This window comes from Arthrobacter sp. 05L45_2, assembly GCF_056397525.1.
This window is the reverse complement of sequence record NZ_JBFTNO010000082.1, coordinates 1-11,918: the sequence shown is the minus strand read 5'-3', so window position 1 is coordinate 11,918 and position 11,918 is coordinate 1. Positions and strand designations below refer to the sequence as shown.

Here is an 11,918-nt window from a genome sequence, read left to right as displayed (position 1 = left end):
GGACAGTGGGGCTGGAGTGCCTGGTTGCCTCCTCGCCGGGCAGCAGCTCGTACGCCGCGGCATCGATTCCGTTGGACAGCGGCAGGACCTTGCGGAGGAAGGCGTGCTGGTGCATGGCTTTGGCGGCGAGCGGCGTCGGGGTCGTGACGACGTCGGCCTGGCCCATCACCTTGCCCATGTCCCGCCAGGAGACGCGGCCCACGATGTCCTTGAACCACTGCGGGAAGGGCAGGAACGGGTTCAGGTTCTCCGGCATAAAGTGGTTGGTCGCAACAATGCGGATGCCGCGCCGGACAGCCTCGTACAGGACGTGCTCGCCAATCATGTAGTGGCTCTGGATGTGCACTACGTCCGGCTGGATCCGGTCAAACAGCAGCCCGATTTCCTTCTTGATCTCCCATGGGAACGTGATCCGGAAGTATTCGTGGGTCGGCACGGAGTGGGAGCGCAGGCGGTGCACGGTGGCCTCGTCGCGGAACTCGCTGTAGCTCTTTCCCTTGCTGGCGCGGCAGGCGAGGACATGGACGTCGTGCCCGCGGCCGGTCATGCCCTTGGCCAGCCGGTAGCCGAACTGCGCGGCACCGTTGACGTCCGGCGGATACGTGTCGGCCGCAATCAGGATGGTCAGCGGTTTGTCGGGGTGGTCGTTCACGGGCATGGTCACGGGGAGGGCTCCTGGTGGTCACGGGGCGGTCAGCGGGGCTGGTGAGGCCCGCTGGCCGTCGGTGCAGGCGCCGGGCCTGCGCCTGAAGTCTGTGGCGCCGCCCCTAGGACAGCCGACCCGCGGCCTTGCGCGCGTCCTTCTTGCGCTTGGTGACCTCGGGGTGGTGCCGGGAAAGGGCGATCACTCCCACGATAGCAAGGAGAGCGGCCGCGCCCATGGCAATCGCCGTCACGGCGTGGACGTCGGAGCGCAGTTCGCCCAGGATCACGATGCCGATCGCGATGCCGATGATCGGGTCGATGACGGTCAGGCCCGCAATCACCAGGTCCGGCGGCCCGCCGGAGTAGGCACTCTGCACAAACCAGGATCCCAGGCCGCCGGCTGCGAGGATGGCCACCAGGGTGTACCACTGGACGTTGAGCAGGAACTGCCCGTTGGGGTCGAGCAGGTGCTTGCCGATAATGCGCGTCAGGACGGCAACGAAGCCGAACAGCACACCGGCTCCGAGGATGTAGACGAAGGCGCTCATCCGGTGTTTGAAGAGTACGGCCAGTGTTCCGAAAAGGCCCACAGCCAATGCGAGCAGGAGCACGATGGTGAGTTCATCCGTGGCGCTGACGTGGTGGTTTTCCTGCGTGACATTGACGGCCAGCACCACAAAGAGGGCGGAGCCGGTCACACAGGCGCTGATGGCCACCACTGTGGCCCGGTTCATGCTGAGTCCCTGGTCCTTGGCGTTGATGACGGTGGTGATGACCAGGGCTATCGCCCCGATCGGCTGGACCACAGTCAGCGGTGCGGACACGAGGGCGACGGCGTTCATCGCCGTTCCGGTGCACAGGAGCAACAAGCCCAGGACCCAGCGCGGGTTACGGAGCAGGCGGAAAAAACCGTGGGAGCTGAGGGCGAGGCCGCCGGTGTCGGCTTTGACGGCGCTGCCCTGGCGCTGGGCACCAAATGCCAGGAAAAAGGCGCCAAGTACCGCCAGCACAACCGCAAGCCAGACCATCAGCGCAAACCGCCGTCGTCGGTCCCGCCGGCAGCGTTACCGGAGGAATCCCCCGCGGCGACTCCGGCTTTGCGGCTCCGGCCCTTGCGGATGATCGCCCAAAAGTAGTTGTACGCCGCAATCCAGTGCCCCACCAGGCCGAGGCCAAGGCAGATCCACGCCGCCAGGAAATAGGCGCCGGTCCCGGGGATGGGCAGCTTGGACAGCACCAGCAGCGGCGTGCCGAGCAGCAGCAGGCCCGTCCGCATTTTGCCGATCCGGCTCACGGGCAGATCCGGGTGGCTGTGGAAGTAGAAGAGGGAGATGACGAGCAGCACCATGTCCGGGACCAGGAGAGCGGTCAGGTACCACCATTCGACGACGCCGGCGATCACCAGCGTGACCGCCACAGCGATCAGGGACAACCGGTCCGCGATGGGGTCCATGATGCGCCCGAGCTTGGACATCTGGTTGAAGCGACGGGCGATGTACCCGTCTACCCAGTCGGTGCTGCCCATCACGGCCAGGACCAATGCTGCGATGCCGTACTCCTGTTTGGCCAGCACCAGCCAGATGAACAGCGGCACGCCGAGGAAGCGCACCACTGTCAGCAGGTTGGGAAGGGTGAAGACCGCGTCGTGGTGGATCTCGGGCTGCCCGGGGCGTGCGCCAGCGCCGATGAACTTCATCTGTYCCCCCTTCCCACAGCCGGCAACGAGTTAGTGTCGGAGTTCAGGGCAGCGCCTAGCCCTTGAGGAGTCGGCGAAGCAGGAACACAAGGGCTGCCGACGACGCCGCGAGGGCGGCCAGCGGCTTCCAGCGCTTGCTGAGTTCGGCCGCGGGTCCGGTCTCCCCGGCCGGGGTGCCTGCGGTGTCGCGTGCCTTCGCCTGGGTGGCCTTGACCTGGGCGCGGAAGCCGGAGACCTTGTCATCGACGAGCTCTTTACCTTCTCCGAGCCGGTGCTGGGTGGCGGCAAGGAGTGCCTGGGCCTGCGTCTTCACGTCCAGTTCCTGGCCCAGCTCGTCGCGGACCCCGGTGAGGTGCTGGCGGCGCTGGTCGAGGCGGCGGCGCAGATCGGCTTCGGTCGGGGCCGGACCCAGATCGGGCTGCTCGGCTGCCTTCTTGGCTTCCTTTTCGGCCTTGGCCTTGGCTGCGGCCGCTTCCTTTTCAGCCTTCGCGGCCTTGGCCTGCGGAGACTTGGGGTCCAGGAGGGCGGCGTCGAACGAGGAGCCTTCCTTGGCGATGCCGAGATCGTACTTCAGGCCGCGGATGGTCTCCTCCGGGAGCAGCGGCATGGCCTTCTTGAACCGGGAGTAGCCGATGAGGCCCACAATCAGGGCGATCACCAGGAAAGCGGCGCAGACCAACAGGGCGGCGAGCCAGGCGGGCATGATCGTGGCGAGGCCCATGATGGCGGCCACGATGAGCCCGATGACCAGGAATGCGACAAAGATGAGGGCGACGGCGAAGAAGGCCGCGGCGACGCCCACCTGGATGCCTTTGCGTTTGAGCTCGGCCTTGGCGAAGGCGATCTCGTCATTGAGCTGCCGTGGCGCCAGCTTGAAGATCAGTTTCAGGGTCTTGGGCAGCGCGGAGAGACGCAGCCCGCCGCCTGTAGTGCCGGTGTGCCGTCCGCTCATCGGTTCCGCCTAACTGGTTCCATCAGTGATTCCGCTTCCGCTGGATTGCGGGGTCTGCGCAGCTTCACGCACTCCCAGGTGTCAAAACTACCATTCAGGCTCCCGACGGCGCCCCGCAGGCGGCCGGGCGGGCCGCCGTGGCGCGCGGGAAGCGGTGGGGTGGCGAGCGTTGGGGCGGCGGCGGGACGCGATGCGGCTACGCCGGGCCCGGCCTCGGCGCAGCCGGAGCGCGGCCTTCGGCGTGGCTTGCCCGGAGCGGCCCTAGGATTGACCACTGTGCATACACCCACCAATCCGGGCGATTCCCTGAGCCGCCGTCGCAAGCTCCTGTACATCCTGATGCTTGGCGCCCTCACCGCCCTTGGTCCGTTCACGGTGGACCTCTACCTGCCGGCGTTTCCCGCCCTGGAGGCGAGCCTCGGAGTCACCGAGGCCGCGGTGCAGCTGACCCTGACGGGCACCACCGTCGGCTTCGCCCTCGGCCAACTGGTGGTGGGTCCGCTCAGCGACAAGTTCGGCCGCCGGCTGCCGCTGATTCTGGCCACCGCGGTGCACATCGGAGCTTCCCTCGGCGCCGCGCTGTCCACTGATATCGGCACCCTCGGCCTGTTCCGAGTCCTCATGGGCATCGGAGCCGCCGGCGGCGGCGTGGTGGCSATGGCRATGGTSCGGGACCTCTTCAGCGGCTACGCSATGGTCCGGATGTTTTCGCGCATGGCGCTGGTCAACGGACTGGCCCCCATCCTCGCGCYGGTCATTGGCTCCCAACTGTTGCTACTGATGCCGTGGCCTGGGATCTTCTTCTTCCTTGCCGGCTACGGGACCTGCGTGATCATCGCGGCGCTGTTTGTGGTCCGTGAAACCCTTCCGCGCGAACTTCGGGGCACCACCGGAATGACTGCCCGCCAGCGTTACGGCGTCCTATTTGCCGACCGGATCTTCGTGGGCCTGTTGTTGCTGGGCGGTTTGAACTTCGGCGGCCTCTTTACGTACCTGTCGGCGTCGCCGTTCCTGTTCCAGGGGCTGTTCGGGTTCTCCCCGCAGCAGTACGGCCTGCTGTTCGGGATCAATTCGCTGGGCATCGTTGCCGGTGTGCAGACCAGTTCACGCCTGATCAAGCGCGTCCCGCCGCAGTGGATCCTGGCCTGCTCGACGGCCTGGATGTTCACGATGGCGATACTGATCGTGGTCTTCGACCGGCTCGGCTTCGGCCTGTGGGGGGTCATGGTCCCGCTCTGGCTGTACATCCTGGGGACCGGGTTCACGTTCCCCTGTGTGCAGGTCCTGGCACTGGCCAAGCACGGCGCACAGGCCGGCACGGCGGCATCCCTCCTGGGGGCCGCGACCTTCCTCATGGCCGGCATCATCTCTCCGGTGGTCGGCTGGCTGGGCCTCCGCTCGGCGACCCCGATGGGAGCCGTCCAGGCGTGCTGCATCCTGCTGGCCGCCGGGTCCCTCTGGTTCATCGTCCGGCCCCGGACAGTGCCCTCAATCCACTAGCCCGAGCCCGTCCGGCACTCCCACCTGCCGACCCCAGGGATGGACATGCCCATCGGTGGTCTCCACGAACCAACATGTCCATCCCTAACCGCGGCCACACGACATGCCCACTCCCGCGAATGGACATGCCCATCGGCCGCCCTTCTCCGACGCACATGTCCATCCTTGAACTTGGAGACAGGACATGCTCCCTCAGCCGGATGGACATGCTCACCCCCGGCTCCCAGCACTGGACATAATCCGAATATGTCCAACCGCTAGCCCCGCGAACGGACATGTCCATCCGGGGCCTCGGAAACGGGGCATGTCCATCCGTGGCCTCGGAAACAGGACATGTCCACACTCCGGGTGGGTCGGGCTACCCTGTTCCCGGCCTGCGGCTGGCGATAAAGTTGTTGTGTGCCTGACTGGCAGGACCCGCCTCCCCTTCCGGCCACGTGGCAGCGGTGCGACGACGGTATTCTGCCTCTGTGGTGGGACCGGCTGTGCTCGCAGACCAGTCCCCAGTCGGCGGCCCTCTACGCGGCCGGGTTGTTCACCGACGACCGGCGCCGGCCCATTGCACAGTGGTACAACCCGGCGTACGACTCGGCCCTCCTGGTGGCGCCCGAGACATCCAGGGAGTGGCCCGTACAGCGCTTTGGCATTTTCTACGCGCCGCCGCGGGGTGGCTTCACCCGGGTGCACTCCTCGGCCCACGAGTGGCATCCACGTGAACCCCGCCAGTCCCCCACCGAGGACGAAGCCTTCCAGGCCGCCGTCGCCGAGGCGGAGCGCTTCCTACAGGTCGAAATGTTCTTTGTCTGAGACACCGCCCCACGAGCCGCACCTGCGTCCCGGCTGGCAGCCCGGCCAAAGTCCAAGCCAAGAAAAAAGGCCCCGCAGCCGGTTATTCACCGGCCGCGGAGCCTGTCCGCTCCTCCTGCTGGACTTGAACCAGCAACCCTTCGATTAACAGTCGAATGCTCTGCCAATTGAGCTAAGGAGGAATGAAGCGGATATAAGCCTAGCAAACACCCTGCCGGGAAGCGAAATTGACCCCGCCCGATCCCCACCGGACTGCCCCGCCGCCCACCGGCATCGGCCCCAAACCGGCACGGGCAAGCACCAGCGTCAACGCGGCGGGCTCACCCGTCCATCCGAAGCGAGCGCCGCTGCATCTCCAGTTCCATGAGTTCACGGTTCAGTCGCTGGAACGCCTCTGGGTCCGCCGAGGCGTCCAGGCGCTGGAGCTGGCCCATCTTGTCCGCCTTGACGCGGGTGATCTGGAGCTCGAACAGCCGGGCAAGAATATCGCGGCAGTACCGCTGGACAGCCTCGGCCGTACTTGCCGGCAGGGGCACGACGGCGAGTTCAGACACGAGGGGCCGCAACGGCTCCGGCACTTCCTGCAGCAGCAGCTCCACCCACCGGGCGGGGTCGCCGATGGCTCCCGGGCCGGTGGCGCGGATGGCCTCGTGGATGGCCAGGTAGGCCGGCGTGGAGAACCGGGCCTCCGAGAAGCGCTCCCACGTTGCACCCTCAAGGATGGCAGGCTCCTGCAGGACGACCTCAAGGGCCTGGCGTTCCATCGCGGCGACGGGGTCCCGCGGGTCCGGCCGGTTGAAGGCAGGAAGCGCGGCCGACGGCGGCAGCGGCGCCAGGCCGGGCGCCGAACCGGGGCCCGTGCCGCCAGGGCGGCCCGCGTACTGACCCGGGTTCTGGCCGGAGTTCGGACCAGGGTTCTGGCCGTATGCCTGCCCCGCGCCTCCGGACGGGCCCTGGGCCTGGCGTTTGGCTGCAGCGCCCACGGCGCGGCTGACTTCCTCGACCGGCATACCCAGCCAGCCGGCCAGTTCGCGGGCGTAGGCGGGGCGGATGCCGGCGTCGCGGATCTGCGCGACCACGGGGGCGGATTCACGCAGCGCGGCGATCCTGCCCTCGACGGTGTCCAGGTTGTGCCGCTTGAGCGCGGCGCGGATCGCGAATTCGAACAGTGGACGGCGGGTGTTGATCAGGTCCCGGACGGCGGAGTCGCCCTTGGCCTGGCGCAGCTCACAGGGGTCCGAACCGCCGGGCTCCACGGCGACATAGGTCTGGGCCACAAAGCGCTGGTCCTCTTCGAACGCGCGCAGGGCCGCCTTCTGGCCGGCGGCGTCGCCGTCGAACGTGAAGATGACCTCTCCCCCGCTGCCGTCGTCGGACAGCAGCCGGCGGGCGATCTTGATGTGTTCGGTGCCGAAGGCGGTCCCGCAGGTGGCCACCGCCGTCGTGACTCCGGCCAGGTGGCAGGCCATCACGTCGGTGTAACCCTCCACCACCACGAGCTGGCGGTCCTTGGCAATATTCCGTTTGGCGAGGTCGATGCCGTAGAGGACCTGGGATTTCTTATAGAGCGCGGTTTCCGGTGTGTTGAGGTACTTGGGGCCCTGGTCGTCCTCGTACAGCTTGCGTGCGCCGAACCCGATGGTGTCTCCGGCGATGTCGCGGATGGGCCAGATCAGCCGGCCGCGGAAACGGTCGTAGATGCCCCGGCCGCCCTCGGAGAACATGCCGGTGAGTTTGAGTTCCGCGTCGGTATAGCCGCGGCCGCGGAGGTGTTTGAGCAGCGAGTCCCAGCCCTGTGGGGCGTAGCCGACACCGAACTGTTCGGCGGCGGCGCGGTCGAAGCCGCGGCCGTAGAGGAAGTTCCGGCCCTCCGTGGCGCCGGGGGTCAGCAGTTGGGCGCGGAAGAATTCGTCCGCAATTTTGTGCGCGTCGAGCAGTCGCTGGCGGCGGCCGATTTCCTCACGGTTGGGCCCGGACCCGCCGTCCTCGTAACGCAGTTCGTAGCCGATCCTGGCGGCGAGCTTTTCCACGGCTTCGTGGAAGGATGTGTGGTCCAGTTTTTGCACGAACGAGATGACGTCGCCGTCTTCGCCGCAACCGAAGCAGTGGTAGCGGCCCACCTGCGGACGCACGGTGAACGAGGGCGACCGCTCGTCGTGGAAGGGACACAGCCCCTTGAAGGAACCCAGCCCGGCGCCCTTGAGGGTCACATAGCCGTCGACGACTTCCTTGATGTCTGTACGCTGGCGTACCTCGTCGATATCTTCACGTTTGATCAGGCCGGCCACAGTGCCATCCTAGTACCCGGGTGCGACGCCGGTGGGCCGCCTATGAGCGCCGTCACCGGTGCCCGTCACCACAGCGACGGGAGGCTGCCGACAAGCCGTTCGTACATGGCCAGCGCGGAGCCGTCGGTCAGTGAGGCGACCTGGTCGATCACGACCCGCAGCCGCGCGCCGTCGTCCTCCGCGGCCCTCCAGTCGGCGGCGAACATCGGTTCCAGGTGCCGGTCGCCGCTGGCGTTCAGGGCGGTCACGAGCGCGTGCAGCACTTCGCGCTGCCGTTCGTAGATGGGCTGCCGGTGCTCGGTGGTCATCACGAAGGTGGTGGCCAGGCCCTTCATCACGGCGATTTCCATCACGGTCTCGTCCGGGACGATGAGTTCGGCGTTGTAGCGGGTCAGGTTCTCGGGACCGTAGACGGCACGGGTGGTCTCCAGCGCGCTCTGGCAGAACCGGCCAATCAGCTGGCTGGTCATGTCCTTCAGGGCCGCCATGGACTTGCGGCTACCGTCGGCCTCCCGCACCCAGACACTGGTGGATTCCAGCCGCGCCAGGGCGGCGTCAATGGCCGCGGGGTCGTTGTGCGGCAGGTACCACTGCTTGGCGTAGCCCACCACCCGTGCCCGGTGGTCCGGGTTGTCCATCCAGCGCAGCTGGAAATGCCCGGCGACGATCGCGTCCTCGACGTCGTGCACGGAGTAGGAGATGTCGTCGGCGAGGTCCATGACCTGGGCCTCAAGGCAGGAGCGGCGTTCCGGAGCGCCCTCGCGGATCCATTCGAAGATCGGCAGGTCGTCCTCATAGGCGCCGAACTTGCTGGTGCGCTGGCCGTGGATGACCGGGGCGTCCTCGGCGGACCACGGGTACTTGGCTGCGGCGTCCAGGCTGGCCCTGGTCAGGTTCAGGCCGGCGGGCCGGCCGTCCGGGGCGAGGACCTTGGGTTCGAGCCTGGTCAGCAGGCGCAGCGTCTGGGCGTTGCCTTCGAAGCCGCCGATGGCGTGCGCGACCTCGTTCAGGGCCGACTCCCCGTTGTGCCCGAAGGGCGGGTGGCCGAGGTCGTGGCTCAGGCAGGCGGTGTCCACAACGTCCGGGTCGCAGCCCAGGGCACGGCCGAGCTCGCGACCCACCTGGGCCACCTCGAGGCTGTGGGTGAGCCGGGTGCGGACGAAGTCGTCAGTGTCCGGGGCGACCACCTGGGTTTTGGCCCCGAGCCGGCGCAGCGCCGAGGAGTGCAGCACCCGGGCGCGGTCGCGTTCGAAGTCGGAGCGGTAGGTGCTCTTGGGCGGTTCCTCGACCCAGCGGGCGCAGTCGCGGTCCACGTAGCCATCGAGTACGGGCGCGGTTGTCCGGGTCTCAGCCACCGGAGACGTCCAGTTCGGCGAAGGAGATCTCGTGGGACTGCTCGGCATCGAGGCTCCGGTTGAGCAGCCAGTCCTTGGGCAGGGCCGGTTTCTTGGGCGAGCCGGCGCGGCCGCGCGGGCCCTCGGCGTCGGCGCCCGGGTACGGCGAGTCGAGGTCGAGTTCGTCGAGGGTGCTGCGGAGGACCTCGAGGCTGGTCACGAGTGCCAGCCGGTTCCGCAGCTCGCTGCCCACCACGTAGCCCTTGAGGTACCAGGCCATGTGCTTGCGGATCTCGCGGAGGGCCTTGCCCTCGTCGCCGAAGGTCTCGACCATCAGCTCGGCGTGCCGGTAGATGCTTTCGGCCACTTGGCGGAGGGCCGGGGTGTGGCGGACGTCGCTCCCCTCGAAGGCTGCCATCAGGTCGCCGAACAGCCACGGGCGGCCCTGGCAGCCGCGGCCCACGACGACGCCGTCCACCCCGGTCTCGCGCACCATCCGGACCGCGTCCTCCGCGGACCAGATGTCGCCGTTGCCGAGGACCGGAATGTCCGGGAGGGCTTCGCGCAGGCGGGCAATGGCGGACCAGTCGGCCTTGCCGGAGTAGAACTGCGCGGCGGTGCGGCCGTGCAGGGCGACGGCGGCCACGCCGGCGTCGCGGGCGATGCGGCCGGCGTCGAGGTAGGTGAGGTGGTCATCGTCAATGCCTTTACGCATCTTGATGGTCAGCGGGATGTTGCCCTTGGACGCTTCCTTCACCGCGGTCTGCACGATCGAGGTGAAGAGGTCCGTCTTCCAGGGCAGCGCGGAACCGCCGCCGCGCCGGGTCACCTTGGGCACCGGGCAGCCAAAGTTCAGGTCAATGTGGTCCGCGCGGTCCTCCTCCACCAGCATCCGGACGGCCTGGCCGACCGTCACGGGATCCACGCCGTAGAGCTGGACGGAACGGACTTTCTCGTCCTCGTCGTGCGAAATAATGCGCAGCGACTCCGGGGTGCGCTCCACGAGGGCGCGGGAGGTCACCATTTCAGCCACGTACAAACCGCCGCCGTATTCCCGGCAGAGCCTGCGGAAGGCGGAGTTGGTAATGCCCGCCATCGGGGCCAGGATCACGGGGGTGTCCACCGTGATGGGGCCCAGCTTCAGGGGCGGCAATTCCAGCTTGGGGGCGGGAGGGGTTGCTACAACAGTCACCCGACCATTGTCTCAAAGACGGGCAAATCGACGGGATCCGGCCAGGCTATGTGGAAATCGCGGCCCGTCAGGCCGCCGTCGGTCCTCAGCCGGGCAAGGCCGCACGCCGGCCACGACGGCGGCTCTCAGCACCGCTGTCCGCCACACCGACCGGCTCACGCTCCCCGCGCGCGTCCCCGAGCGGCTCAGCCTCGTGCTCCCTGCCCAGACCGGCGGCGGCGGCGGGAGCCGCCCGGCCGGCGTCGACCGCCGTTCCGCCCTTCAGTCCGGTGGCCTTGACCACGAGGACGGCGATCAGCGTGGTGACCGGAATTGCCAGGACCAGCCCGATGGATCCGACGAGCGTGCGGATGACTTCCTCGGAAAGTTCGGCGCTGGTCAGGGCGTCGCCGAGCGGGCGCTCGTAGAGCATCACGATAATCAGGATCGGCAGGGCTGCGCCCGCGTAGGCGAAGGCGATGGTGTAGACCGTGGAGGCGATGTGGTCCCGGCCGATGCGCATGGCCGCGGCGAACAGTTTCCGGGCCGAGGTTCCGGGCGCGATCTCCCACAGCTCCCACACCGCGGAGGACTGGGTGATGGTGACGTCGTTGAGCACGCCCAGGCCCGAGATGATCAGGCCGCACAGGATGATCCCGGAGATCGAGATGTGGTCGGAGACGTTGGCGAGGGTGGCGGCGTCGTGGTTGCCGACGCCGGCCAGGTTCGCCGCGTCCGTGGCCCAGGCCGCGAGCGCCGCGGTGATGCCCAGGCCGAACATGGTGCCCAGCAGCGCCGTCGAGGTCCGGGCGGTGAATCCGTGGGCGAAATACAGCACCCCGATCATAATCACCGTCGATCCGACCAGGGCCAGCAGCAGGGGCGGTTTGCCTTCCACCAGGCCGGGAAGGATAAACGCGACCAGTACGGCGTAGGCGCCGGCCAGGCCGATCAGGGCGCGCAGCCCGCGCCAGCGAGCCACTGCGATGACGACGACGGCGTAGAGGACGGCGAGCAGGATGATCGGCAGCGTACGGACGAAGTCAACGAATACATAGGCGGGCGACCCTCCGGCTGCGGCGCCCTGGGCCTTCGAGAGGTTGAGGTAGCGGATGTTGTCGCCGACCTTAACGCCGTGCGACTTGGCGACGTCGGGGTTGATCACAACTTTGACCTGGTTGCCGCCCTTGTCCGGCTCGGTGTAGGCAAAGGTGCACTGGGAGGCCGGCGCCGGCGTGGTGCCGGCGGCCGCGCCGGGCTGTGCGGCGTTGTCCATACAGTCGCCGACGACGACGCTCCGGATGACCCCGGTGTCGAAGCTGACGCCGGGGGCCGCCGCGTAGGGGCTCGACAGCTTCAGGCCCTCCTTGCCGCCCGAGGGCCAGAGCAGGACCATGGYGACGGCGGTCAGCAGGGTCAGCGGGACCAGGACGGCCGCCAGGATCCAGTTGGCTTTCCTCCGGGCAGCGAGTTCGCGGGGCGTGGGGTCGGGGTGCCCCTGGACGGTGTGGGAGTGTCCGGTGTG

At 67.9% G+C, this 11,918-nt stretch carries 10 protein-coding genes and 1 tRNA gene; 2 read left to right on the top strand and 9 right to left on the bottom strand.

Annotated features, from left to right (window positions below; genetic code table 11):
• From AC1DHD_RS08480 to AC1DHD_RS08465, 4 genes are all read right to left on the bottom strand, one after another.
• Window positions 1-664: glycosyltransferase (locus AC1DHD_RS08480; protein ID WP_476879281.1), on the bottom strand; the 664-nt coding region annotated here is incomplete at its 3' end.
• A gap of 103 nt (window positions 665-767) precedes the next feature.
• Window positions 768-1,673 (bottom strand): DMT family transporter, encoded by a 906-nt coding sequence (locus AC1DHD_RS08475; RefSeq protein ID WP_476879280.1) that lies wholly within the window; start codon window positions 1,671-1,673, stop codon window positions 768-770.
• The gene (locus AC1DHD_RS08470; RefSeq protein ID WP_476879279.1) at window positions 1,673-2,341 is read right to left on the bottom strand and encodes a CDP-alcohol phosphatidyltransferase family protein; all 669 of its coding nucleotides are present in this window, start codon (window positions 2,339-2,341) and stop codon (window positions 1,673-1,675) included. The genes AC1DHD_RS08475 and AC1DHD_RS08470 overlap by 1 nt, the downstream gene beginning before the upstream one ends.
• Window positions 2,342-2,396: 55 nt before the next feature.
• On the bottom strand, window positions 2,397-3,293 hold the full coding sequence (locus AC1DHD_RS08465) for a phage holin family protein (RefSeq protein WP_476879278.1): 897 nt from the start codon (window positions 3,291-3,293) through the stop codon (window positions 2,397-2,399).
• A gap of 276 nt (window positions 3,294-3,569) precedes the next feature.
• Here AC1DHD_RS08465 and AC1DHD_RS08460 point away from each other — a divergent pair, with 276 nt between their 5' ends.
• Entirely contained in the window at window positions 3,570-4,793 is a 1,224-nt protein-coding gene (locus tag AC1DHD_RS08460) for a multidrug effflux MFS transporter (protein ID WP_476879277.1), read from the top strand.
• 399 nt (window positions 4,794-5,192) lie between these two features.
• Entirely contained in the window at window positions 5,193-5,600 is a 408-nt protein-coding gene (locus AC1DHD_RS08455; RefSeq protein ID WP_476879276.1) for a hypothetical protein, read from the top strand.
• 109 nt (window positions 5,601-5,709) lie between these two features.
• Here AC1DHD_RS08455 and AC1DHD_RS08450 read toward each other — a convergent pair.
• The 5 genes from AC1DHD_RS08450 to AC1DHD_RS08430 all read right to left on the bottom strand — a co-directional run bounded on the left by AC1DHD_RS08450 (window position 5,710) and on the right by AC1DHD_RS08430 (window position 11,837).
• A tRNA-Asn gene (locus tag AC1DHD_RS08450) sits at window positions 5,710-5,782 on the bottom strand.
• Window positions 5,783-5,920: 138 nt separating this feature from the next.
• Complete coding sequence (gene dnaG / locus AC1DHD_RS08445; protein WP_476879275.1) at window positions 5,921-7,888, bottom strand: DNA primase; 1,968 nt, start codon at window positions 7,886-7,888, stop codon at window positions 5,921-5,923.
• Between the two features lie 65 nt (window positions 7,889-7,953).
• Window positions 7,954-9,243 carry a deoxyguanosinetriphosphate triphosphohydrolase gene (locus tag AC1DHD_RS08440; protein WP_476879274.1) on the bottom strand — a complete coding sequence of 430 codons (1,290 nt, stop codon included), beginning with the start codon at window positions 9,241-9,243 and terminating at the stop codon, window positions 7,954-7,956.
• Entirely contained in the window at window positions 9,236-10,414 is a 1,179-nt protein-coding gene (gene dusB, locus AC1DHD_RS08435) for a tRNA dihydrouridine synthase DusB (protein ID WP_476879273.1), read from the bottom strand. The genes AC1DHD_RS08440 and dusB overlap by 8 nt, the downstream gene beginning before the upstream one ends.
• 85 nt (window positions 10,415-10,499) lie before the next feature.
• Complete coding sequence (locus AC1DHD_RS08430; protein WP_476879282.1) at window positions 10,500-11,837, bottom strand: YibE/F family protein; 1,338 nt, start codon at window positions 11,835-11,837, stop codon at window positions 10,500-10,502.
• Window positions 11,838-11,918: the final 81 nt, after the last annotated feature.